General features: G+C 74.5%; 19 protein-coding genes. 6 read left to right on the top strand and 13 right to left on the bottom strand.

Features of this window, described 5'->3' with window-relative positions:
- The first annotated feature begins 202 nt into the window (after positions 1 to 202).
- Complete coding sequence (locus ACSP97_RS28255) at positions 203 to 994, top strand: S1 family peptidase (RefSeq protein ID WP_355154034.1); 792 nt, start codon at positions 203 to 205, stop codon at positions 992 to 994.
- A 110-nt stretch (positions 995 to 1,104) separates the two neighbouring features.
- Here ACSP97_RS28255 and dmpI read toward each other — a convergent pair whose 3' ends face one another.
- Complete coding sequence (gene dmpI, locus ACSP97_RS28250) at positions 1,105 to 1,287, bottom strand: 4-oxalocrotonate tautomerase DmpI (RefSeq protein ID WP_355532242.1); 183 nt, start codon at positions 1,285 to 1,287, stop codon at positions 1,105 to 1,107.
- Between the two features lie 108 nt (positions 1,288 to 1,395).
- The gene (locus ACSP97_RS28245) at positions 1,396 to 2,262 is read right to left on the bottom strand and encodes a LysR substrate-binding domain-containing protein (RefSeq protein WP_440554876.1); all 867 of its coding nucleotides are present in this window, start codon (positions 2,260 to 2,262) and stop codon (positions 1,396 to 1,398) included.
- Positions 2,263 to 2,353: 91 nt separating this feature from the next.
- Between ACSP97_RS28245 and ACSP97_RS28240 the strand changes: the two genes are divergently transcribed.
- Positions 2,354 to 3,184: a patatin-like phospholipase family protein gene (locus tag ACSP97_RS28240; RefSeq protein WP_440554874.1), complete on the top strand. Its 831-nt coding sequence runs from the start codon at positions 2,354 to 2,356 to the stop codon at positions 3,182 to 3,184.
- A gap of 61 nt (positions 3,185 to 3,245) precedes the next feature.
- Here ACSP97_RS28240 and ACSP97_RS28235 read toward each other — a convergent pair whose 3' ends face one another.
- From ACSP97_RS28235 to ACSP97_RS28215, 5 genes are read right to left on the bottom strand one after another with little or no spacing between them, the layout of a single operon-like run.
- The gene (locus ACSP97_RS28235; protein ID WP_440554872.1) at positions 3,246 to 4,538 is read right to left on the bottom strand and encodes an extracellular solute-binding protein; all 1,293 of its coding nucleotides are present in this window, start codon (positions 4,536 to 4,538) and stop codon (positions 3,246 to 3,248) included.
- The gene (locus tag ACSP97_RS28230; RefSeq protein ID WP_358275441.1) at positions 4,535 to 5,737 is read right to left on the bottom strand and encodes a hypothetical protein; all 1,203 of its coding nucleotides are present in this window, start codon (positions 5,735 to 5,737) and stop codon (positions 4,535 to 4,537) included. The genes ACSP97_RS28235 and ACSP97_RS28230 overlap by 4 nt, the downstream gene beginning before the upstream one ends.
- Positions 5,734 to 7,227, bottom strand: coding sequence for a vWA domain-containing protein (locus tag ACSP97_RS28225; RefSeq protein ID WP_355322512.1), 1,494 nt, complete (start codon positions 7,225 to 7,227; stop codon positions 5,734 to 5,736). The genes ACSP97_RS28230 and ACSP97_RS28225 overlap by 4 nt, the downstream gene beginning before the upstream one ends.
- 31 nt (positions 7,228 to 7,258) lie before the next feature.
- Complete coding sequence (locus ACSP97_RS28220) at positions 7,259 to 9,514, bottom strand: tetratricopeptide repeat protein (RefSeq protein WP_355154048.1); 2,256 nt, start codon at positions 9,512 to 9,514, stop codon at positions 7,259 to 7,261.
- Entirely contained in the window at positions 9,511 to 11,721 is a 2,211-nt protein-coding gene (locus ACSP97_RS28215; RefSeq protein WP_440554869.1) for a trypsin-like serine protease, read from the bottom strand. Before ACSP97_RS28215 ends, ACSP97_RS28220 begins: the two co-directional genes overlap by 4 nt.
- A gap of 168 nt (positions 11,722 to 11,889) precedes the next feature.
- On the opposite strand from ACSP97_RS28215, the gene ACSP97_RS28210 reads away from it, so the two are divergent.
- On the top strand, positions 11,890 to 12,657 hold the full coding sequence (locus tag ACSP97_RS28210; RefSeq protein WP_440558489.1) for a polysaccharide deacetylase family protein: 768 nt from the start codon (positions 11,890 to 11,892) through the stop codon (positions 12,655 to 12,657).
- Positions 12,658 to 12,744: 87 nt separating this feature from the next.
- Positions 12,745 to 13,185, top strand: coding sequence for an SRPBCC family protein (locus ACSP97_RS28205; RefSeq protein ID WP_355154052.1), 441 nt, complete (start codon positions 12,745 to 12,747; stop codon positions 13,183 to 13,185).
- A 23-nt stretch (positions 13,186 to 13,208) separates the two neighbouring features.
- On the opposite strand, the gene ACSP97_RS28200 is transcribed toward ACSP97_RS28205, so the two are convergent.
- From ACSP97_RS28200 to ACSP97_RS28175, 6 genes are all read right to left on the bottom strand, one after another.
- On the bottom strand, positions 13,209 to 13,853 hold the full coding sequence (locus ACSP97_RS28200; protein WP_355322508.1) for a LysE family translocator: 645 nt from the start codon (positions 13,851 to 13,853) through the stop codon (positions 13,209 to 13,211).
- A gap of 78 nt (positions 13,854 to 13,931) precedes the next feature.
- The gene (locus ACSP97_RS28195) at positions 13,932 to 15,074 is read right to left on the bottom strand and encodes an XdhC/CoxI family protein (protein WP_355322506.1); all 1,143 of its coding nucleotides are present in this window, start codon (positions 15,072 to 15,074) and stop codon (positions 13,932 to 13,934) included.
- Between the two features lie 41 nt (positions 15,075 to 15,115).
- Positions 15,116 to 16,573, bottom strand: coding sequence for an NCS2 family permease (locus tag ACSP97_RS28190; protein WP_355154058.1), 1,458 nt, complete (start codon positions 16,571 to 16,573; stop codon positions 15,116 to 15,118).
- A gap of 189 nt (positions 16,574 to 16,762) precedes the next feature.
- Positions 16,763 to 19,147, bottom strand: coding sequence for a xanthine dehydrogenase family protein molybdopterin-binding subunit (locus tag ACSP97_RS28185; RefSeq protein ID WP_355322502.1), 2,385 nt, complete (start codon positions 19,145 to 19,147; stop codon positions 16,763 to 16,765).
- Positions 19,148 to 19,149: 2 nt separating this feature from the next.
- Entirely contained in the window at positions 19,150 to 19,722 is a 573-nt protein-coding gene (locus tag ACSP97_RS28180; protein WP_440554864.1) for a (2Fe-2S)-binding protein, read from the bottom strand.
- Positions 19,722 to 20,615, bottom strand: a complete 894-nt coding sequence (locus ACSP97_RS28175; protein ID WP_440554862.1) for an FAD binding domain-containing protein — start codon at positions 20,613 to 20,615, stop codon at positions 19,722 to 19,724. The genes ACSP97_RS28180 and ACSP97_RS28175 overlap by 1 nt, the downstream gene beginning before the upstream one ends.
- Positions 20,616 to 20,978: 363 nt before the next feature.
- On the opposite strand from ACSP97_RS28175, the gene ACSP97_RS28170 reads away from it, so the two are divergent.
- Together ACSP97_RS28170 and ACSP97_RS28165 are read left to right on the top strand one after the other, a co-directional pair.
- Positions 20,979 to 22,661 (top strand): PucR family transcriptional regulator, encoded by a 1,683-nt coding sequence (locus ACSP97_RS28170; protein ID WP_355154065.1) that lies wholly within the window; start codon positions 20,979 to 20,981, stop codon positions 22,659 to 22,661.
- Between the two features lie 163 nt (positions 22,662 to 22,824).
- A complete protein-coding gene (locus ACSP97_RS28165) occupies positions 22,825 to 23,592 on the top strand; it encodes a hypothetical protein (RefSeq protein WP_355154067.1) in 768 nt (255 codons plus the stop codon).
- Positions 23,593 to 23,631: the final 39 nt, after the last annotated feature.

Raw genomic sequence — 23,631 nt, 5'->3', positions numbered from 1 at the left:
GCACGGCTCTTGTTAACTGAACCGGACCGAGGGTTTTCCCTCACCCAACCCCCTAGGGGGTTCCCTCATTGGGAGCCGAGGGTTCCGGGACCTAGCGTAATGGGCGTGCCGCTCGCCCGGGCACAGGGGGTCGGTCCCGCGACCTGCGTGCACAACCCCCGCCCGTGCGAACCCCCACCGGTGCAACCCACTGAGGAGACTCATGTTCGGGCCCAGACGTGCCAGACAGACCGCCGCGACCGTGCTGGCCGGCGCCGCCGCGGCGGCGACCGCGCTGCTCGCCGCCCCCACGGCGAGCGCGGCTCCCCAGCCCATCGTCGGCGGTACGGCGACCACCACGGCCGCCTACCCGTTCGTCGTGCAGATCACGGACGCGGCCGGCAGCCAGTTCTGCGGCGGCACCCTGGTGGCCGCCAAGAAGGTGGTGACGGCCGCGCACTGCATGGCCGGCGAGACCACCGGCAGCGTCCGCGTCGTCGGCGGCCGTACCAAGCTCGACGGCACCGACGGCACGGTGAGCCGGGTCGGCAGGATCTGGGTGAACCCGGACTACCGGGACGCCACCCAGGGCGACGACGTGGCCGTGCTGACCCTCTCGACGGCGATGCCGTACAAGCCGGTGTCGTACGTCTCCTCCACCCAGACGAACGTGTACGCGGCCGGCACCACGGCCCGGATCCTCGGCTGGGGCACGACCTCGGAGAACGGCAGCTCCGCCAACCAGCTGCGGACCGCGACCGTGCCGGTCGTGTCCGACGCGGACTGCCGTTCCTCCTACGGATCGGACTACGTGCAGTCCGACATGGTGTGCGCCGGATACAGCTCCGGCGGCGTAGACACCTGCCAGGGCGACAGCGGCGGTCCCCTGCTCATCGGGGGCGTCCTGGCAGGGATCACTTCTTGGGGCGAGGGGTGCGCGGAGGCGGGTTACCCGGGTGTCTACACCCGGCTGACCACCTTCTCGGACCAGGTGACCGCACAGGTCGACTCGTGACCCGGAAGGACCCCCGAGCACCCCTCGGGTAAGGCCAGGGGGGCGTTGCGAGCGACCACGAGCAGCCCGCAACGCCCCCCTCTCCACGTCCACCCCCGTGGGACGCGGGACTACTTGTCGGCGGTCAGCCGTCCCGCCGCGCCCCAGCTGTCCGCGGGCACCTCGTGGATCCACACCTGCACGCTCTCGGCGGGGATGCGGTACGCGTCCACGAAGGCGTCGGTGACGCGCCTGACCAGGTCCCGCTTCAGCTCGGCGTCCCGCGGGCCCTGCTGGACGGTGACGATCGGCATGACTGAACTCCCTTGTCGTGGGCGGCCCTTGCCGCCCTTTCGTGTGTGCGGGGTCCAGTCCACCGCGCGGGACGCCGCCGACCAAGGAGCAGTCCGCGACCGCGGCGATCAGCTTTCGTGATCGGTGCAGGCCAGCAGCAGACTCTCCAGGTGTCCGGTGGGGTCCGCGGCCGGTACCGCGAGTCCCGTGGACAGGGCGAGGCCGGGGGCGCGGAAGGGGACGTAGGCCACCCGCGGGGTGCGCAGCACACGCGCGTGGGAGGCGAAGACGACGGTCCACAGGGGCCGGGCGCCGATGGTGGCGAGAGTGTCCTGGAGCGAGCCGTTCGCCGGCCCCGGCACCGGCTCGAACCCGGCCGCGTGGCAGGCGCCGACGACCAGGTCCACGAGGGCGGGGTTGTTGCGGCGCGGGGTGAGCGCGAGGGGCAGCGCGGCCAGGTCGACGAGGTCGATCTCCGGGGCGCGGGCGAGCGGGTGCGTGGCGGGTACGGCGGCCACGAGCGGGTCGGGCCACAGCGGCAGCACCCGCACGCCGGGCGGGGGTTCGGCGCCGCGCACGAAGGCCGCGTCGAGCCGGCCGGCGGCGACGCGGGCCAGCCGTTCCCCGACCGGCAGCGAGCACAGCTCCACCGGGACGCCGGGGGCCCGCTCGGCGAACGCGGCGAGCACCCGGTCCAGGTGGGTGCCGAGGCCGGTGCTGGTGCCGAGCCGCAGCCCCTCGGGCGGTGCCACGGCGGCACGGGCCCGTTCGGCCGCCGTGAGCACGGCGCGGGCCTTCGGCAGCAGCCGTTCCCCGGCCGCAGTCAGCCGCACCCGGCGCGGCGAGCGGTCGAACAGCTCGGCGCCCAGTTCCCGTTCCAGCCGCCGTATCTGCTGGCTCACCGCGGACTGCACGATGTGCAGCCGGTCGGCCGCCCGCCCGAAGTGCAACTCCTCGGCGACCGCGACGAAATAACCGAGCTGCCGCAGTTCCATGGGCCGACTGTAGCCGGTGGTGCCGACGGGAATGACCATGGCGCCGACGGTCGTTGGCGTGGTGGAGATCGATTCCGTCCAAGGAGCGGGGATGACCGAGGCATTGGTGCTGGGTGGCGGCGGAGTGGGCGGGATCGCCTGGATGACCGGGCTGCTCGCGGGGCTCGCGGACACGGGACAGGACGTCACGGGGGCCGGTCTGCTGGTGGGGACCTCGGCCGGGGCGGCCGTCGCGGCCCAACTGGGCGGCGGGCTCGGCCTGGAGGAGCTGTACGCGCGGCAGGTGGACCCCGCGCGGCAGGCCGCCGAGATCATGGCGGAGCTGGACCTGGAGAAATTCACCGCGGAGATCGGCGCGGCGATGGCCACGGCCGCATCCCCGGCCGATCTGCGGCGCGCGGTCGGGCGGATGGCGCTCGGCGCGCGGACGGTCGGCGAGCCGGAGCGGCGGGCGGTGATCGCGTCCCGGCTGCCGGTCCACGCGTGGCCGGATCGCGCGTTGAAGATCGTCGCGGTGGACGCGGAGAGCGGCGCGTCGCGGATCCTCGACCGGGACTCGGGGGTGCCCCTGGTGGACGCGGTCGCGGCGAGCTGCGCGGTGCCCGGGGTGTGGCCGCCGGTGACGATCGGCGACCGCCGCTACGTCGACGGCGGTGTCCGCTCCGTCGCCAACGTCGACCTGGCCGCCGGTGCGGACCGTGTCCTGGTCCTGCTGCCGCTGGGCGCAGCCGAGCCCTTCCCGAGCGACCGCCCCCTGGACCGGGCCGTCGCCGACCTGCGGGACCGGGGCGCCGAGGTCACCCTGGTCGTCCCGGACGAGGCGTCCACCGCCGCGATCGGCCCGAACCCCCTGGACCCCGCGACCCGCCGCCCGGCGGCGGAGGCTGGCCGGGCGCAGGGGCGGACGCTGGAACTCGGCTGAGGGGCCGGGTGACCGGGCGGCTCCCTCGCCGCGGCCGCCCCGGTGGCCCCGCCCGCTCCGGTCAGGGCGCCTGGTCGCACACCGACGGCAGCCATGTCTGGTCCGGGGCCCGGGTGAGGGTGTCCAGGTTGGTGAGGAGGGTGTCGAGGTGGCCGGGGTGGGCCAGGTAGTCGATGGTGGCCTCGGCGAAGGCGTCGCGGACGGTGGGCGGCATGGCGTCCGAGGCGTCGAAGCAGTGGGCCGCCTGCCGGTCGAGGAGCGTCGCGGCGAGGTCCCGGTGCCAGGCGGGTCCGGCCGCGCCCGGGGCGGGCTGGGCGTCGGCGTGCACCGAGAAGCCCGACTCCGCGGTGTTCCAGGCGCGTTGGGCGCCCGCGGAGGCGAGGTAGCGGATCAGCTGCTTCGCCTGCGGGGTGGCGTGCAGCAGGGCGACCAGGTCGCCGGAGACCTCCCAGGCGTTGCGCGCGGTGGCGCCGGGGATGAGCCGGGCCGAGGGTTCGTAGCGGCCGTCGACCCGTTTCCACGCGTCGGACTGGGTGCGGATGAAGGACGCCTGGTGTTCGAGCGTGCAGCCGCGCGGGTTCGCGGCGACCGGCGCCGACGCCTTCCCGTAGTCGGTCCGCAGGGTGCGGCGCAGCAGGGTGTCGGAGGTGCCCGCGCCCATCAGCCGGCCCCAGGTCGTCCACGCCTGCCGCACCTCGGGTGAGCGCCAGGACAGCCGGCCGCCCGCCCATGACTGGTAGGTGCGCGGGCCGTGCTGCTGGAGCAGGATGTCCTCGATCCAGTCCGTGCCGGGCCATCCGCTGGTCGCCCCGGAGCCCATGCCGACGCACCACTGCCCGGGATGATCGCCGGCCTGCCTGCGCTGCCGCTCGCTGGTGCCGGCCGGGTACCACACGATGCTCTTGAGGTCGGCCTTGAGCGGGAACCAGTAGACGTGTCCGTCCGCGAGCGGCGTGGCCCAGGACGCGCTGAAGTCCTCCCGGGGGATGAGGCCGTCGAGCGGCTGGAGCTGCTTCTGCCCGGCGTAGTCGGCGAGTTCGCCGGGCCCGGTCAGCACCACCACATCCGGTGGTGTGCCGGCCTCCACATCGGCGCCGAGCACCTGGCTCTCGGCCGAACTGCCCTGGTAGTCCACGCGCACGTGGTACTTCCGCTCGAACGGCTCGATCACCGTCCGCCGCAGGTTGCGCTCGTCGCGCCCGGTCCAGTTGGCCAGCAGGGTGACGGTCGGCTCCCGGCCCGCGGCGCGGACGCCGAGGACGACGGCCGCCGCCAGCAGGGCGAGGCAGCTCGCCACCACGGTGACGGTACGGGTGCGGCGGCGCGCGGGCCCGCCGCCCGGCTGCGCGCTCACCGCGGCCTGAACCGGTACTCGTCGATGTGCCGCCGCAGTCCCGTCTCGGCCAGTGCCATGACCAGGACGCCTCCTATCAGGATTCCCCCGGCCGCCGAGGCACGGAAGCCGGTGTGTGCCAGGTGCGCGGCGGTCTCCCGCCCCGCGTCGGTGATGGCCGGCCCGGTGAGCCGGCGGTCGAGCAGCCGCCGGGTGTCCGTCATGCCCTGGTGCGTCCACACCGTGAACAGCAGGGTGACGGCGAGCCCGGCCGCGAGCAGGGCGCCGGCCGCGAGCAGCCCGCGGTTGTAGCGGCGCCGGAAGCGGCGGCGCAGGAACAGCTGGGTCTCCAGCAGGCAGCCGGCCAGCGCGAGCGCGATCACCAGGGTCACGGCCCAGCACAGCCACAGCAGCGGGCCGAAGGACGTCTGCCGGTGCACGGCGGCGCGCTGCTGTGTCTGGAGGACCTTCAGCCTGGCCAGTATCCCGGAGCCCTTGTCGGTCAGGATGCTGGTGGCGTAGCTGAGGTACGCCTGCCGCAGGGCGCTGCCGTCGGGCTGGAGCTGGGCCTGCTGGACCTTGACGGCGTACACGGTGATCAGCGCGGCGACGGTCTGCAGGGCCTGGCGGCCCGACGGTCCGCCGACGTTGTCACCGGCGGCGGCCGCGAGGCTCTGCGCGGCGACCGAGATCTGCTTCTGGAAGTCGCTGGTCGGGGTCGCGGCCCCGGCGTCCCGCTCCGCCTCGCCGAGGGCGTACAGCGCGGTGTCGATGGACAGCACCGCCGGGGCGCTGGAGGTACGCAGCGGGTCGGCGTCGCCGTGCACGCCCTCGTACGACACGAACAGCGACAGCGTGAGCAGCGCGGAAAGGGCGAGCAGCAGCCGGTGGCGCACGGCGAGTTCGTGGGCGGTCGTGCTGCCGCCCGGGACCGGCCGGGGGTGTCGATGCCCGCCGAGCAGGCCCGCCAGCGCGCCGAGGCCGCCGTCGGCCGGTGCCCGCCGGTCGGCCCGGGGCGCGGGTCCGGGCCCGGGCGTGCCCGCCGGCGCGCCGGAGCGGGCGCCGGTTCGTGCGTCCGGGGGCACGCCGGTGGCCGGGTCGGGGCGCACGCCGGTGGCCGGGGCCGGGGGCGCACCGGCTCCCGTTCCGGAACCGCTCGCGCGGGCCTCGTACCCGCGCTCCCCCGTCCCGCGCCCCGCCGGGTCCCTGTCGGTGCTCATGCGGAGGGTCCCCTCAGCGGGCGGCCGCAGTCGCCGCCGCAGTACACCGAGTCGGCCGGGCCGAGCCAGCCGCAGTCCGGGCACTCGACGAGGCCGTCGGCGGCGGGCGGCGCCTGCGGGGCGGGCGGTGACGGGTCGCCGGCCGGGTGGCGGGGTGGGGTGGTCATGGCGCTGGAGAGGATGAGGTGCTGCCAGTCGACGTCCTTCAGGCCGGTGCGGATACGGCCGCTGCCGGGGCCGTCCTCGATCCGGCGCAGCGCGTCGAGCAGTTGGGTGTCGCCGAGTTCGCCCGCCAGGTGCACGGCGCGCGCGAACTCCCGGTCGGCGGCCGGGCGACCCTCGCCGCCGCGCAGCCAGGCCCGGTAGGCGAGGGCCACGGCGGCGCTGGCCTGCTGGTACAGCTCGTGCCTGCGCACCCCGGGGTGCCGCCGGGAGGCGTCGAGCGGGTTGTCGGTCCAGCGCACCAGGATGGGCCGGGGCCGGGGCAGCCGTACCGGGTGGCCGAAGTCGGGCACGGCGACCTCGACGGCGGCCAGTTGCAGGTACTCGCCCCGCTCGCGGCCGGTCGGGTCGGCGGCCAGCACCACCTGGAAGTGGCGTACCTCCTCGCCCCAGGCGCGGGTGACGTACTCGGTGGCGCGGCCGGCCGCGCCGGCGGGCAGGAGTTCCTGTTCGCCGGGGACCACCTGGGTGACCCGGCGGATGACCGTACCGGGGGTGGGGGTGAGCCGGATGCGCAGCTCGGGCACCGCCGTGCCGAGCAGCCCGTTCACCAACTCCTCGTAAGCGGCGGGCAGTTCGTGGTCCTCGCGGACGGCCCTGGCGCGGCCGTGCAGCCGTCGGGTGATGCTCAGCAGCAGGTCGGCGTCCCAGTCGTCGCCGATGCCCCAGGCGTCGCAGACGAAGCGGCCCTCGCAGGCGTCGAGGGCGGTGTCCAGGGTCATGGTGGCCCGGTGGTCGTGCTCGTTGCGCCCGTCGGTGAGCAGCAGGACGTGTTTGACGGGCGCGGGATGGTCCTTGAGCAGGCGGCGGGCGAGGTCGAGCCAGGTGCCGATGGCGGTGCCGCCGTCCGCGTCGAGGATGCGTACGGCCCGTTCGGCGGCGGCGCGTTCGGCGGGCCCGGCGACGGCGAGCGCCGCGCGGTCCGGGCCGGGGTGGACGACGCCCGCGTGGAAGCGGCCGGAGAGCACGGCGAAGGCGGTGCCCTCGGGCAGCAGCCGGACGGCGGCGACGGTGGCGTCCTTGGCCGCGTGGAGCTTGGTGGCGGGGTGGAGCATGGAGCGGGAGGTGTCCACGATCAGCACCTCGGCCAGTGCGGGCGCGCCGCTGTGCGCCCGGCCGCCGATCAGCCCGGCGCCGCCGCGGACGCCGATCTCCAGGATGGCGTGCATCTCCCGTTCGGCGCCCCGCCCCGGGCCGGCCGGCTCGGCGGGCAGGTCCGTCTCCTGGCCGACCGTGAGCGTCACCTCGGTCTCCTCGGCCGCGGTCATCGGTGTCTGTCTCCAGGGGTCATGGGTGTCCTCAGAAGGTGGTCAGGGGCCGCACCTCGTGGGCCAGGTCCAGCAGCCGGCCGTGTTCCCCGGCCGTGCGGGCCTGGGCGGCCAGCTGGCGGAAGGAGTGTTCGAGCAGCGTGCGCAGGCCGTACTCGTCGCCGGGCCCGAGGAGACCTCCGGCCGGCCAGCCGAGCGCGCGTCCGTGCAGGGCGTTCTCGCGGACCTCGGCGACCAGCCGGGCCCGCGACTCGCCGTCCTCCGCGCCGCCGTCCAGGCGCAGTTCGGGCAGTCTGCGGGCCGCGTCGGCCAGGTCGGCGGGGGTGGGCGGGCGGCCGTGCAGCAGTCCCGCGCGGATCCGGACGGCGGCGACGCGGGCGGCGTCGTGGTGGCGGGAGGTGGCGGGTACGTCGTCCAGGACGCGGACGGCGGCGTCCCGGTCGCCGCCGGCCAGGTGGCCGCGGGCCAGGCCGAAGGCGGCGGCGGTGTGCGCGAAGTCCCGTTTCCACACGGCCTCGTAGAAGCGCATGGCGCGGGCGGTGCGTCCGCCGTGCTCGGCGCAGTGGCCGAGGGCGAGCTTGGGCACGTACTCGCCGGGCAGCGCCCGGTACACGGCGTCGAACCGGGCGCCGGCCGGCTCCACTTCCCCCCTGCTGAGGTGCAGCACGCCGCGGTGCCAGGCGATCCGCCAGTCGTGGGCGGCGGCACGCTCGCCGAGCTGGGTCTCGGCCTCGGCGAGCCAGCCGGCCGCCTCGTCCTGCTCGCCGCGCCTGAGGTAGGCGCGGCACAGCCACAGCGCGGTCTCCGGGGTGCCGTAGCGGGACTCCCGGGGCCACTGCCGGGCCACCCGGTCGGGGGTGTCGGGCGAGAAGGTGTCCAGCAGCAGGGCGGCGCCGTCGGCGGGGTCGGGGACCGGTTCGGGCAGGGCGCCCGCGACCTCGGCGGGCGAGGGCGGGGAGACGTCCAGCTCGGCGGGGTGCCCGGCGGGGCGGGCGGTCCAGTGGTCCAGGGCGGGGATCGCGCCGAGTCCGGCGTCGAGGCTGGCGCCGGTGGCGCGGAACCGGGTGGAACTCTCCGGCAGCTGCTCGCCGAACTGGAGCGACCTGAACTCCCGGAGTACTTCCCACAGTTGGCGGGACATCTCGGCGGCGGAGCGGAACCGGGCGCGGGGCTCGGGGTGGGTGGCGCGGGCGATGAGCCGGCGGAAGGAGTCGGGGGCGAGGCCCCGGGCCGGTTCGGTGGCGCGGGCCAGGGCCTGGAGGGTCATGCCGACGGTGTAGAGGTCGCTGTCGATGTGCCAGCCGCGCCGGTCGATCTCCTCCTTCGGCGGTGCGAACGTCGCGGTGTACATGTACGCGGAGGCGCGGTCGCCGATCGCGCGGACCGCGCCGAGGTCGATGACCTTCACGGCCCGGCCGAAGTGGATGACGTTGGCGGGCTTCATGTCGCAGTAGAGCAGGCCGCGTTCGTGCATGTACTCCAGGGCGCCGAGGATCTTGCAGCCGTAGGTGAGGACGTGGTCCAGGCGGGGGCGGCCGTGGAAGACGCGCTCGATGTCGTCGGCGTCGAAGAGCTGTTGCAGGGAGCGGCCGCCGATGTAGTCCATCACCAGGTATCCGGTGGGCGGTTCGGCGCCCGCGGCGCGGTGTTCGGCGTACGTGATGATCCGCACGATGTCCGGGTGGTGCAGGTCGGTGAGGGAGCGGCGCTCCTCGACGGCGGTGCGGCGGGCGAGCGCCCCGCCCGCGTTGATCTGGCTCTTGAGGACGACGCGGTGGCCCTCGGCGCGGGTGTCCTCGGCGAGGTGGATCCAGCCGAGACCGCCGTGGGCGAGACAGCCGAGCACCCGGTAGTGGTCGGCGACCAGTTCGCCGCGGGTCAGCTGGGGCAGGAAGGAGTACGGCGTGCCGCAGCGGGGGCAGCGGCCGGTGGCGCGGGCGGGCTGGCCGCCGTAGCCGACCCCGACGATCATGCTGCAGTCGCCGCCGTCGCAGCGGCGGCCACCGGTGGGCGGGCTGGGGTCGGCCACCAGGACGTCGTCGGGCTCGGGCACCTCGGGCAGCACGACCAGTCCGTGCTGGTCGAGTTCGCCGACCCCGGCCACGGCGTGCACGGTCGCCGGGCCCGGACTCTCCTCGGTCACGACCGGCGCGGTCACGGCCTGCCCGGCGCGGGCCCCGGCCCGGGGCGGCCCGCTGTGCGGCTCGATGTGCCGGTGCCCGCAGGTGTCGCAGTAGCCGGTGCCCATGATGTGCCCGGCGCATCCGGGCCGTACGCAGGAGGTCATGAGCCACGCTCCTTTCGGGGTCCGGAGCCGGGCCGCCCCGGCAGCGGGGGAGGATCGGCCGCGCCGTCGCCGCCGGGCCGGGGCGGAGCGGCACCGGGTGGCCGTGCGGGTCCGGCCACCCCTTCGTGGTACGGCCGGACACGTCCGCCCGCTGCCCCGGCGAGGGGCGGCTCCTGCCAGGGGGGCGGGTCGAGGGCGGGAGAGACGTGGCCGGGGTCGGCGGCCCCGGGGGGCGACGGCCGGTCCGGCACCGCCTCGGCACGATCGCCCGCCCGCGGGTCCGGTGACCGGGCCCGGCCGTTCTCCGCCGCCCCGGGCAGCGGTGGACGGTCACCCTCCTCCCCCGGGGGGCGTGCGTGGTCCGCCGTGCCACCGCCGCCGAGCGGCCGCGGACGACCGGGCGCTCCCTCGCCGCCGGACGCCCCGGGACGATCGCCCGCCCGTGGGGCACCGCCCGCCTCCCGCCCCCACCCCGAACCCGAGGCAGCCCCTGAACGCCCTTGTGCGCCAGGGGAGTCGGCGTCGTCTCCGGGCTCGGGTACGGTCCCCGAGCAGAACCCGATGAACCGCTCCACCGCGGTCTGTGCCGCCTCGATGTCGCACGGGGTCCGGCGCAGGAGCAACAGGGCGGCCTCGTAGAGGCGGTACGCGGCGATCACCCGGTCGCCGTCCTGCGTGGTGCGGGCGCGGCACAGGGGCCACTCGGCGGTGACCCGGCCGCGGAGTTCCTCCCAGCGGCGCAGGCGGGCGTCGAGGACGGCGAGGGCCTGGTCGAGGCGCTGGCGGCGGCGTTCGGCGGCGTCCTCGAAGGTGAACAGCAGGTCGGCGCGCCGGGGTTCGCGGTCCGCGGCGGAGCTGTGGGCGATCCACGCGCGCAGCATCCGGCTGCGGCCGACGGCGGCCTCGGCCGCGTCCAGCAGCGCTCCGGTTCCGGGCCCCGCGGTCACCCGGTCCCGGCGGGTGTCCAGCGCGGGACCCAACTCGTCGACGATGCGGTCGAGTTCCGCGCCGAGCCGGGACCAGCGTTCGCGCAGCGGCCGGTGCACCAGCGACTCGGCGGCCTGCGCCGCGCGTCCGCCCTGGCGACGGTGGACCAGCAGCAGCCGGGCCCCGTGCCGGGCGAGCCGGTCCAGCAGGGCGAGCAGGGCGTCCGGTTCGGCGGACTCGTCGACGCCGACCAGGACCGCGGCGAGCGGGACCCGCAGGGTGGCGAGCCGTTCCGGGCGGGGGTCGTCGCGGATGCCGAGGCGTTCGGCGATGCGGTCCATGACCTGGGCGGCCGTCAGCCCCTTGACGTCGAGCGCGAGGTCGTGCGCGCCGGCCGGGGGCACGGTCTCGGGCGGGTCGCCGCTGAAGGCGCTGGTGTTGCGGTGGGTGCGCAGCTCCCGGTCGGCGAGGGTGACGGCCCGCTCCAGCGTGAAGGCGCGGTCGCCCTGGTCCGGTACGACGGTGACCAGTACCGGCCAGCCTTCGCCCCGGAACCAGCCGGCGAGTTCGGTGGCGAAGGGCACGTCGAGCCGCCCGCCGCCGCCCGGTGCACGGCTGCGCAGCCGGGGGTCGACGGCCTCGGCGCCGTCGGTCCAGGCGGCGACCTGCGGCAGATGGCTGAGGATGGTCTCGGTGGGGCTCATCTGGCTGAAGGCGGAGACCTGCCCCTCGTCCACGCTGAGCACGATGCCGATGACCTGGTCGGTGGCGTGGTCGACCACTCCGCCGCCGCTGAAGCCGGGCGCGGCCAGCTCGTCCGGGGTGATGGGGCGCAGCTGCACCCGACTGTCCCGACCGCGCGCGGCGACCAGGGTGGCGCCGTGCCAGCGGCCGCCGTCGTCACCGGCCGGGAAGCCGTACATGCTCACGGGTCCGTGCGGTGAGGCGAGCCGGTAGAGGCGGGTGGCGTGTTCGGCGGGCAGCGGTTCGGCGAGGCGCAGCAGGGCGAGGTCGCCGCTGCGGTCGCCGAACGCGTCCTCGCGCTCCGGTACGTGCTCGTCCGGGCGGACGCGGGCGGCGACGGCGCCCTGCCCCGGCACGCCGACGAGTCGTACGACGTACGGCGCGCCCGGTGTGACGACATGGCCGGCGGTGAGCACCCGGTCCGCCGCGAGCAGCACCCCGGCGCCGAGCACCACACCGTCCGGATCCTCGATGCGGGCGATCCAGGTCGGCGTGCGTAAGCGGGACTTGACGGCTCGTTCCCCCGTGCGCGTCATGCCGCCGAGGTTACTCCCCGTACCGGCCCGGAACTACCGGTGTGCACGAGGTGGTGACAGGTGAAGGTTCGGACACACTCGAACGCCTTTTCTATACACTGTGTGTATAGTCCACGCATGCCTCTTTCGATCGACACGACCCCGACGCCCGCTTCCGCGACCGGGAAGATGCGCGAACGGCGCCGCGGGTTCCGCGCGGCCGCACTCGTCTCGGCCGCGGTCGGCCTGGCGCTGGCCCTGACCGGCTGCGCCCAGGTCGACACCACCTCGCCGAGCACCGCGCGCAAGCAGGCGGCGCAGGGATCGCCGGCGACGTTCGGCGACGTCGACTGCCGCAAGGCGAAGTGCATCGCGCTCACCTTCGACGCGGGGCCCAGCGAGAACTCCCCCAAGCTGCTGGACATCCTGAAGGAGAAGAAGGTCCACGCGACGTTCTTCCTGCTGGGCAAGCGGCACATCGAGAAGTACCCGCAGCTCGTCAAGCGGATGTCGGCCGAGGGGCACGAGGTGGCGAGCCACACCTGGGACCACAAGATACTCACCGACATATCCGACGCCCAGGTGCGCGACGAACTCGTGCGGCCCAACGAGGCGATCGAACGCCTCACCGGGCACAAGCCCACCCTGATGCGCCCGCCGCAGGGGCGCACCGACGCCAACATCCACAAGATCTGCAAGGAGTTGGGGCTCGCGGAGGTGCTGTGGAGCGTCACGGCCAAGGACTACGCGACCAACGACTCGGCGCTCATCAAGAAGCGCGTCCTCGAACAGGCCGACCGGGACGGGATCATCCTGCTGCACGACATCTACCCCGGTACCGTGCCCGCCGTCCCCGGCATCATCGACGCCCTGAAGGAACGCGGCTACCACTTCGTGACGGTCCCCCAGCTCCTCGCCCCCGGCAGGGCGGAGCCGGGCAAGGTCTACCGTCCCTGAGCCGCCCGGGGCAGTACCGCTCGGCCGACCGGGTGAGCGGGCGGCGAACGCACGGCGGCCCGACGAGCGCTGCCTACGATCGGTGCCGTGCCGACCTTCACCCTCACCCGTGCCGTCCCGCTCCCCCCACACGAGGCATGGCGCCGGCTCACCGAGTGGCCCCGCCACGCCGGTGCGGTGCCGCTGACCCGGATCAGGGTGCTCACCCCCGGTCCGACCCGGGTCGGCACCCGCTTCACCGCCCGCTCGGGCGTCGCGCCGCTGACCCTGGACGACACCATGGAGGTGACCGTCTGGCGCCCGCCCCTGGGCGAGGAGGGCGGGCTGTGCCGGCTGGAGAAGCGGGGGCGGGTGATCCTCGGCTGGGCGGAGATCGAGGTGCGGCCGGGGCCCGGGGGCGGCAGCCGGGTGCGGTGGCGGGAGGAACTGCGGGTGCGCTCCCTGCCCCGCGCCCTCGACGGCGTCGTCAGAAGCACGTCCCGCACGGTGTTCGGGCGCGCGCTGGACCGGCTGCTCAAGCGCCCCTGAACGGGCCTCCCGGCGGCGGGACTTCAGTTCTTGCGGCCGGTCGCCGCCACCGTCACGCCCAGCCCGATCAAGGTCAGGCCGCCGATGCCGCCGACGGCGGACAGCCGCCGGGGCGAGCGGGCGAACCAGCCGCGGGCGGCGGAGGCGACCAGACCCCAGGCGCTGTCCGAGACCAGCGCGATGACGTTGAAGACCAGGCCGAGCAGCAGCATCTGGAGCGGCACCCGCCCCTGGGCGCGATCCACGAACTGGGGCAGTACGGCGGCGAAGAACACCATGGTCTTGGGGTTGGCCACGCCGACCGCGAAGCCCTCCCCCAGCGTGCGCAGGCCCCCGCCCCGGCCGGGACGCTCCGCCCCCTCGAACGCGGCTCGCAGTGAGCCGCGGCGGCGCCATGTCCGCACCCCGAGGTGGACGAGGTAGGCGGCGCCCACGAGCTTGAGCGCGGTGAAGAGCGGCACGGAGCGCTCCACCACCGGGCCGATGCCGAGGGCCACGGCGGCGACGAGGACGTACGCCCCGAGGGTGTTGCCGGCCACGGAGGTCAGCGCGGTGCGGCGGCCGTGCGCCAGCGCCCGTCCGATGACGAAGAGCACGCTCGGGCCGGGTACCACGATCAGCAGGAGGGACAGCGCCGCGAAGGCGAGCAGCCGGTCGGTGGAGACCATGTCCCCATGCAACACAGGGGCCGGGGCGCGCGGCAATCCGTTTTCCGGCGCCCGCTCACGCCCCTTTCCCGCGCCCGCTCACGCCACCGAGTCGATCCGCGCCTGGCCCGCGTCGTGGTGGATCGGGGTGTGCCCGCCGGTCAGCGCGCGGCCGCTGCCGCCGCGCCGTTCGGCGACGATCTGCGCGGCGATCGACAGGGCGGTCTCCTCCGGCGTGCGGGCGCCGAGGTCGAGGCCGATCGGGGAGCGCAGCCGGGCCAGTTCCGGCTCGGTGACGCCCGCCTCGCGCAGCCGCCGCGCGCGGTCGAGATGGGTGCGCCGGGAGCCCATCGCGCCGACGTAAGCAACCGGCAGCCGCAGCGCCACCCGCAGCAGCGGGATGTCGAACTTGGCGTCGTGGGTGAGGACGCACAGCACGGTTCGGCCGTCGGTCGCGGTGCGCTCCAGGTAGGTGTGGGGCCACTCGACCACGATCTCGTCGGCCTCCGGGAAGCGGGCGCGGGTGGCGAAGACCGGTCGGGCGTCGCACACCGTGACGTGGTAGCCGAGGAACTTCCCGGCGCGCACGAGGGCGGCGGCGAAGTCGATCGCGCCGAAGACGATCATCCGGGGCGGGGGCACGGAGGACTCGACCAGGACGGTGACCGGCGCGCCGCAGCGCGAGCCGCGGGCGCCGATCTCCAGGGTGCCGGTGCGCCCGGCGTCCAGCAGGGCACGGGCCTCGGCGGCGACGGTGCGGTCCAGTTCGGGGTGGGCGCCGAAGCCGCCGTACGAGGAGCCGTCGGGGCGCACCAGCAGGGCCCGGCCCCGCAGCCCGGCCGGGCCCCGGGTGATCCGGGCGAGCGCCGCCGCCTCGCCGTGTGCGGCGGCGGCCAGCGCGGTCGCGGCCACCGGCCGGGCGGGATCGTCCGCCCGGACCGGGGTGACCAGGATGTCCAGGACGCCGCCGCAGGTCAGTCCGACCGCGAAGGCGTCCTCGTCGCTGTAGCCGAAGCGTTCGAGGACGGTCTCGCCGTCCTGGAGGGCCTGCCGGCACAGCTCGTACACCGCGCCCTCCACACAGCCGCCGGAGACCGACCCGATGGCCGTGCCGTCGGCGTCCACCGCGAGGGCGGCGCCGGGCTGCCGGGGCGCGCTGCCGCCGACGGCCACCACGGTGGCGACGGCGAAGTCACGGCCCTGCGCGATCCACCGGTTCAGCTCCTCGGCGATGTCCAGCATCTGTCGTTCTCCTCAACGAGCTTGCGGGAAAAGGAGGTCGGCTAGTGGACGCCGAGCCAGCCCTCGACGGGGTGGAGGGCGAAGTAGACCAGGAAGACGGCCGTCAGGCCCCACATGAAGGGGCCGACCTCGCGGAACCGGCCCTGGGCCGCCTTGATGGCCGTCCAGGAGACGACGCCCGCGGCGACACCGGTGGTGATGGTGTACGTGAACGGCATCAGGACGACGGTCAGGAAGACCGGGATGGCGGTGGCGCGGTCGCCCCAGTCCACGTGCCGGGCGTTCATCAGCATCATCGCGCCGATGACCACCAGGGCGGCGGAGGCGACCTCCTGCGGGACGATCGCGGTGACCGGGGTGAAGAACAGACAGGCGGCGAAGAACAGGCCGGTGACCGCGGAGGCCAGGCCGGTGCGCGCGCCCTCGCCGACACCGGTCGCCGACTCGACGAAGACGGTCTGTCCGGAGCCGCCGGTCACCCCGCCGATCGCGCCGCCCGCACCGTCGATGAACAGCGCCTTGGACAGGCCGGGCATCCGGCCCCGGCCGTCGGCGAGCCCGGCCTCGGTGCCGACCCCGATGATGGTTGCCATCGCGTCGAAGAAGCCGGCCAGGACCAGGGTGAAGACGATCACCGCGATGGTCATTCCGCCGACCTGGCCCCAGCCGCCGAAGGCCACGTGGCCGAAGAGCGAGAAGTCCGGCATGGAGACCGCGCCGCCGTGCAGTTCGGGCGCGCCGCCCGCCCACTGGCGGGGGTCGATGACGCCGAGGCCGTTGAGGACGGCGGCGACGACGGTGCCGGAGACGATGCCGATGAGGATGGCGCCGGGGACGCCCCGGGCCTGGAGCATGAAGATCAGCAGCAGGGTGCCGGCGAAGAGCAGCACCGGCCAGCCGGTGAGCTGGCCCGCGGGTCCGAGGGCGAGCGGGGTGCCCTTGCCCTGGTGCACGAAGCCGGACTTGTAGAAGCCGATCAGGGCGATGAACAGGCCGATGCCCATGGTGATGCCGTGTTTGAGCGCGAGCGGGATCGCATTCATGATCATCTCGCGCAGGCCGGTGACGACCAGCAGCATGATGACGGCGCCGTACAGCACGCACATGCCCATCGCCTGCGGCCAGGTCATGTTCGGGACCACCTGCGCGGACAGCACGCCGGAGACCGACAGGCCCGCGGCGAGCGCGAGCGGCACCTTGCCGACGAAGCCCATCAGCAGGGTGGTGAGGGCCGCGGCGAAGGCGGTCGCGGTGATCAGGGCCTTCTGCCCGAGCGTGTCCCCGTGCACGTCCTTGCCGGACAGGATCAGGGGGTTGAGCAGGAGGATGTAGGCCATCGCCATGAAGGTGGTGATGCCGCCGCGCACCTCGCGCGCGACCGTGGATCCTCTGCCGGATATGTGGAAGTACCGGTCGAGCCAGGACCGGCCGGCCGGGACGCGGCTGCCGTCTCCGGCGTCCTCGGCGGTGGTCCTGGGCTCCACTGATGGGTGGGTCATGGTGCCGTCTCCCAAGGTTCACAGGGGCACCCACGACTCCGCTGGGGAGCGCGGGATTTGGGATGTGCACGTAAACCCGGGGGACGGCCCGGCGCTGCACGTGTGGGGGTGGGCCGGGGACGAGCGGTCCCGGCGCCGGGGTGCCGCGGGCGGGCACCCGGCATCGGGGTGCCCGCGGCGGCGGGTGGGTTACGCGGTGCCCGTGAGGTGTTCCGGGCGCACCGGCGTGCGGTTCAGTTCCAGGCCGGTCGCATCGCGGATCGCGGCCAGCACGGCCGGGGTCGAGGACAGCGTCGGGGCCTCGCCGATGCCGCGCAGGCCGTAGGGGGCGTGCTCGTCGGCGAGTTCGAGGACGTCGACCGGGATGGTCGGGGTGTCGAGGATGGTCGGGATCAGGTAGTCCGTGAAGGAGGGGTTGCGCACCTTCGCGGTCTTCGGGTCCACGATGATCTCCTCCATCACCGCGACGCCCAGGCCCTGCGTGGTGCCGCCCTGGATCTGGCCGATGACGGACAGCGGGTTGAGCGCCTTGCCGACGTCCTGGGCGCAGGCCAGCTCGACGACCTTGACGAGGCCCAGCTCGGTGTCCACCTCGACCACGGCGCGGTGCGCGGCGAAGGAGTACTGGACGTGTCCGTTGCCCTGCCCGGTGCGCAGGTCGAACGGCTCGGTCGGCCGGTGCCGCCACTCCTCCTCGACCTCCACGGCCTCGCCCTCCAGGACGTCGACCAGGTCGGCGAGCGCCTCGCCGCCGTCGGTGACGACCTTGCCGCCCTCCAGCAGCAACTCCGCGGTGGCCCAGGCCGGATGGTAGGAGCCGAACTTGCGCCGGCCGATCTCCAGGACCCGTTCGCGGACGAGTTCGCAGGCGTTCTTGACGGCGCCGCCGGTGACGTACGTCTGGCGGGAGGCGGAGGTGGAGCCCGCCGAGCCCACCTGGGTGTCGGCGGGATGGATGGTCACCCGGGAGACGCCGAGTTCGCTGCGGGCGATCTGGGCGTGCACGGTGACCCCGCCCTGGCCGACCTCCGCCATCGCGGTGTGCACGGTGGCGACCGGCTCGCCCGCGATCACCTCCATGCGCACCTTCGCGGTGGAGTAGTCGTCGAACCCCTCGGAGAAACCGACGTTCTTGATGCCGACGGCGTAGCCGATGCCGCGGACGACGCCCTCGCCGTGCGTGGTGTTGGACAGTCCGCCGGGCAGCTGCCGTACGTCGGCGCCCTCGCTGGACTCCCACTGGCGCTCGGGCGGCAGCGGCATCGCCTTGACCCGGCGCAGCAGTTCGGCGACCGGGGCCGGGGAGTCGACGGGCTGTCCGGTGGGCATGAGGGTGCCCTGTTCCATGGCGTTGCGCTGCCGGAACTCCACGGGGTCCAGGCCGAGTCGGTGCGCCAGCTTGTCCATCTGCGCCTCGTAGGCGAAGCACGCCTGGACCGCGCCGAAGCCGCGCATGGCGCCGCAGGGCGGGTTGTTGGTGTACAGGGCGATGGCCTCGATGTCGACGTCGTCCACGACGTACGGTCCGACGCCGAGCGAGGAGGCGTTGCCGACGACCGCCGGGGAGGCGGAGGCGTAGGCGCCGCCGTCCAGCACGATCCGGCACTTGACGTGGGTGAGCTTGCCGTCGCGGGTGGCCCCGTGCTCGTAGTACAGCTTGGCCGGGTGGCGGTGGACGTGCCCGAAGAAGGACTCGAACCGGTTGTAGACGATCTTCACGGGCTTGCCGGTGCGCAGCGCGAGCAGACAGGCGTGGATCTGCATGGACAGGTCCTCGCGGCCGCCGAACGCGCCGCCGACGCCAGCCAGGGTCATCCGCACCTTCTTCTCGGGCAGGCCGAGCACGGGCGCGATCTGGCGCAGGTCGGAGTGGAGCCACTGGGTGGCGATGTAGAGGTGGACGCCGCCGTCCTCCTCGGGCACGGCGAGACCGGACTCGGGGCCGAGGAAGGCCTGGTCCTGCATGCCGAAGGTGTACTCGCCCCGCACGATCACGTCGGCGCGGGCGGCGGCCGCGGCCGCGTCGCCCCGGACGATCGGCTGGCGGTGCACGATGTTGGGGTGCGGGACGTGCCCGATGTGGTGGTCGTCGCGGTGTTCGTGGACGAGTACCGCGTCCGGCGCGAGGGCCGTCTTCTCGTCGGTGATCACCGGGAGTTCGCGGTAGTCGACCTTGATCTTGGCGGCGGCGCGGCGGGCGGTCTCCGGGTGGTCGGCGGCGACGATGGCGACCGGCTCGCCGTGGTGGCGCACCTTGCCGTGGGCGAGCACCGGGGTGTCCCGGATCTCCAGGCCGTAGTGCTTCACCTCGGTGGGCAGGTCGTCGTACGTCATCACGGCGTACACGCCCGGCAGGGCCAGGGCCTCGGAGGTGTCGATGGAGACGATCTCGGCGTGCGCGACGGTGGAGCGCAGGATCTGGCCCCAGAGCATGTCCTCGTGCCACATGTCGGACGAGTAGGCGAACTCGCCGGTGACCTTGAGGGTGCCGTCCGGCCGCAGGGTCGACTCGCCGATGCCGCCCTTGGTGTGGGAGCCCTGTGTGATCTTCGTGGGTGCGCCGTTGGCGGGCATGGTCAGACCCCCTCGGACTGGCGGGCGGCCGCGAGGCGGACCGCGTCCATGATCTTCTCGTAGCCCGTGCAGCGGCACAGGTTGCCCGACAGCGCCTCGCGGATGTCGGCGTCGGACGGGTTGGGGTTGCGCTCCAGCAGTTCGTCGGAGGCGACGAGCAGACCAGGGGTGCAGAACCCGCACTGGACGGCGCCCGCGTCGATGAACGCCTGCTGGATCGGGGCGAGTTCGGTGCCCTCGCCGGTCTGCGAGTCGGTGCCGCCCGCGGCCCGCCAGCCCTTGGCTGCGTCCAGGGAGGTGCCCTCGCTCTCGCCGTGGGAGCGCTGCCTGGCGTAGTCGGCCAGCCCCTCGACGGTCACCACGTCCCGGCCCTCGGCCTGTCCGGCCGCGACCAGACAGGAACAGACCGGCACGCCGTCGAGCCGGACCGTGCAGGAGCCGCACTCGCCCTGCTCGCAGGCGTTCTTGGAGCCGGGCAGGCCGAGCCGCTCGCGCAGCACGTAGAGCAGGGACTCGCCCTCCCAGACGTCGTCGGCCTGCTGGGGGCGTCCGTTGACGGTGAAGTTGACGCGCATCACGCAGCTCCCTCGGTGGTGCGGCGGGCGCCGCGGTACGACTCCCAGGTCCAGGTCAGCGTCCGGCGGGCCAGCACGCCGATCGCGTGTCGGCGGTAGCTCGCGGTGCCGCGGACGTCGTCGATCGGGTTGCAGGCGGCTGCGCACAGGTCGGCGAACCGCTTGACGGCCGACGGGGTGACGACCTTCCCGTTGTCCCAGAAGCCGCCTTCCTCCAGGGCCGCGTTGAGGAACTCCTCCGCGGCCGTGGCGCGCACCGGCGTGGGCGCGGCGGAGCCGATGCCGGTGCGCACGGTGCGGGTGGCCGGGTGCAGGGCGAGACCGAAGGCGCACACGGCGATGACCATGGCGTTGCGGGTGCCGACCTTGGAGTACTGCTGCGGCCCGTCGGCCTTGGCGATGTGCACGGCGCGGATCAGCTCGTCGGGCTGGAGCGCGTTGCGCTTGACGCCGGTGTAGAAGTCGTCGATCGGGATCATGCGGGTGCCGCGCGCGGCCGACGCCACCTCCACCTCGGCGCCGGCCGCGAGGAGCGCGGGGTGGGCGTCGCCGGCGGGCGAGGCCGTGCCGAGGTTGCCGCCGACGCCGCCGCGGTTGCGGATCTGCGGGGAGGCGACCGTGTGCGCGGCGAGCGCGAGGCCCGGCAGCTCGGCACGGAGCTGCTCCATGATCGCGGTGTACGGCACGGAGGCGCCCAGCCGTACGGTGTCCTCGCCGACCTGCCATTCGTACAGTTCGCCGACGCGGTTGAGGTCCAGCAGGTACTCGGGCCTGCGGTGGTCGAAGTTGATCTCGACCATCACATCGGTGCCACCCGCAATCGGCACAGCGGTGGGATGCTCGGCCTTCGCGGCGAGCGCCTCCTCCCAGCTGGCGGGGCGAAGGAAGTCCATGACCGGCTCTCTTCTTCGTCTCGTGGGTTGTGCGAGGTGAGCCAATCCGTGTGCGGCGGGCGCGGCTCGTTCCTGTCCTGTTGACGCGGAGTGGAGCCAGTACACCGCCGCGTACTCCGGCGGGGTCAGTCACCGAAACCATGAAGGAGTTCGCTGGCCAGGCGGAGCATCTTGTAGATTCGTATGAACGGAGGACATCGGAAACCTCTCCGTTTCTCCCGGGACACACGGGAAGCGGCTTCCCGCCGGACGGGAGCGGCGGCGGAGATCCCGAGCGGGCCCCGGGGCGCCGCGCCGGTCGCTCCCCCTTCACCCTCCCAAGATCCATCGTAGATTTCGAGACACAGAAACGGCGGCGACGAGATGCGGCTGCGCGCACTGCTGGACACCGATGCGCTGGGCCTGCTGCTGCTCGGCGGCGAGGACGAGCTGGACCGCTCGGTGCGCGGTGTGATGACGACCGACCTGCGCGACCCCAGCCGCTACCTCTCCGGCGGCGAGCTGGTGCTGACCGGCCTGGCCTGGCGCCGGGACGCGGCGGATTCCGAGCCGTTCGTGCGGATCCTGGTGCAGGCCGGGGTGGCGGCCCTCGCGTCCGGCACCGCCGAGCTGGGCGGGGTGCCGGAGGACCTGGTGGCGGCCTGTGCCAAGCACCGGCTGCCGCTGTTCGCGGTGGACGAGTCGGTCTCGTTCGCCACGGTCACCGAGCATGTCGTGCGCCAGGTCTCCGGCGAACGCGCCGGGGACCTGGCCGCCGTCGTGGACCGGCACCGCCGGATGATGACCTCGGGCCCGGCGGGCGGCGGCCCGGACGTGGTGCTCGACCTGCTCGGCTCGGATTTGGACATGCGCGCCTGGGTGCTCTCGCCCACCGGCCGGCTGATCGCGGGTTCCAAGGTGGCGGGCCCGGCCCTGCCCGCCGAGACCTGCGCCCGGCTGGCCGCCGAGCACCTGGCCGCCGCCCGCAGCGGCAGGCGCGGCCCGCACCGGGTGCCGCTGGGCGGCACGACCTACTCGCTCTTCCCGGTGCGCTCCTCGGGGCGCGCCCCGCACGCCGCGCGCGATGTGCGCGAGACGGTGCTGTCGGACTGGCTGCTGGCCGTGGAGGCGGACGCGGGCGACTGGCCCGAGCAGCGCATGGACCTGCTCCAGGGCGTCACCCAGCTGATAGCGGTCGAGCGCGACCGCCGGGAGGCGGCCCGCACGGTGCGGCGCCGGCTCGCCCAGGAGGTCCTGGAACTGGTGCAGACGGGCGCCGCGCCCGCCGAGATCGCCGCCCGGCTGCGGGTGGCCGCGCCGGTGCTGCTGCCCGGGCTCGGGGCGGCCCCGCACTGGCAGGTCGTGGTGGCCCGGGTGGAGTGGGAGGGCGAGGGGATCGAGGGCGGTCCGGTGGCCCAGTCCCTGCTGGAGGAGGTGCTGGTCGACCCGCTGGCGACCGGCCCCGAGCCGTCCGACCGCATCGCCGTGGCGCACACCGGCGACGAGGCGGTCGCCCTGGTGCCGCTGCCCGCCGTGCCGGCCGTCGCGGCCGACCGCGAGGGCGCGGAGACCGGTCTGCTCGCCGACGCCCTGCTGCGGGCGGTGCGCGAGCCGCTGGCGGCGGGCCTGGACGACGACGGGCGGCTCACCCTCGGCGTCAGCGCGGCCGTGCACTCGGCGGAGGGCCTGCGCGGCGCCCTGGAGGAGGCCCGGCACGCCCGCCGGGTGGCGGCGGCCCGGCCCGGACGGGTCTGCGCGGCCGGCCACCAGGAGCTGGCCAGCCACGTCCTGCTGCTCCCCTTCGTCCCGGACGACGTGCGCCGCGCCTTCACGGCCCGGCTGCTGGACCCGCTGAAGGACTACGACCGCCGGCACCGGGCGGAGCTGATCCCGACCCTGGAGGCGTTCCTGGACTGCGACGGCTCCTGGACGCGCTGCGCCACCCGGCTGCACCTGCACGTCAACACGCTGCGTTACCGGGTCGGCCGGATCGAGCAGTTGACGGGACGCGATCTGTCCCGGCTGGAGGACAAGCTCGACTTCTTCCTGGCCCTGCGGATGAGCTGAGCCGAACGGGCGAAGCGGACGAAGCGCGGCACGTCGGCTCCCCGCCACTTTGTGAAAAGTTTCACCCACCCTCTTGGCCCGGCCACTCGATCGGTGCTGGAATGCGGCCACCACTCATGGGCTCGATGGCGTGCTAGGGGAGGTCAACGTGGCGCATACCGCCATGTCTGGGAACGGAACGACCGCCGGTGACGATCCTCTCCAGACCGCGGTATGGAGGCTGCGCTCGCGGGCCTGCTGGGCCGACGCCGCGGCCCTGCTGCCACCCGACAGCCCGGGGGCCGCGCTGCAACGGGCCATGCTGCTGGTCGAACGCTGTCTGTACACCGAGCGCGGCTGGGCGGACGCGGAGGACGCGCTGCGCACGGCGGAGGCGCTCGCGCACACCGACGAGGAGCGGGGCGCGGCCGCCTGCGAACGCGGCCAGCTCGCCTACGCGGCGACCCTGCACGGCGTGCGGGACCGGGTGGACGAGGCGCGGGCGGCGCTGGGGCGGGCGGCGGCGCTGATCCCGCCGGGGGCGGCGGGCCGGGCGCTGCTGGACTTCCGCCGGGGGCTGCTCGCGGAGAACCTGTCCCGTTCGCCGCAGGCGGCGCGGGCCGCCTACCGCCGGGCGCACGCGGGCGCCACCGCGCACGCGGACCCGCTGCTGCTGTCCTTCACCTGGCGCCATCTCGCCGGACTCGCCCTGCGCGACGGGGAGTTGGCGGAGGCCCGGCACGGCTTCGCCGAGTCCCTGCGGATCCGGGAGGAGCTGGGCTACCTGGTGGGCACGGCACCGGCCCTGGTGTCGCTGGCCGACACCGAGGAGGAACCGGCCGCGTCCCGGCTGCGGGAGGAGGCCCGCCGCCTGTTCCGCCTCCTGGGCGGCGTACCGACCTGGCTGGCGGCCCAGCTGGCCCCGCCGACGGCCGGAACCGCGACCGCGTGAGCGCGGGTACCCGCGGGGACGGGGTGCTCAGAGGGAACT

The organism is Streptomyces sp. SCPE 10 (assembly GCF_051980735.1).
GTDB classification, from domain to species: domain Bacteria; phylum Actinomycetota; class Actinomycetes; order Streptomycetales; family Streptomycetaceae; genus Streptomyces; species Streptomyces misionensis.
Note: the sequence above shows the minus strand (reverse complement) of the source record. Positions and strands in the feature narration are given on the sequence as shown.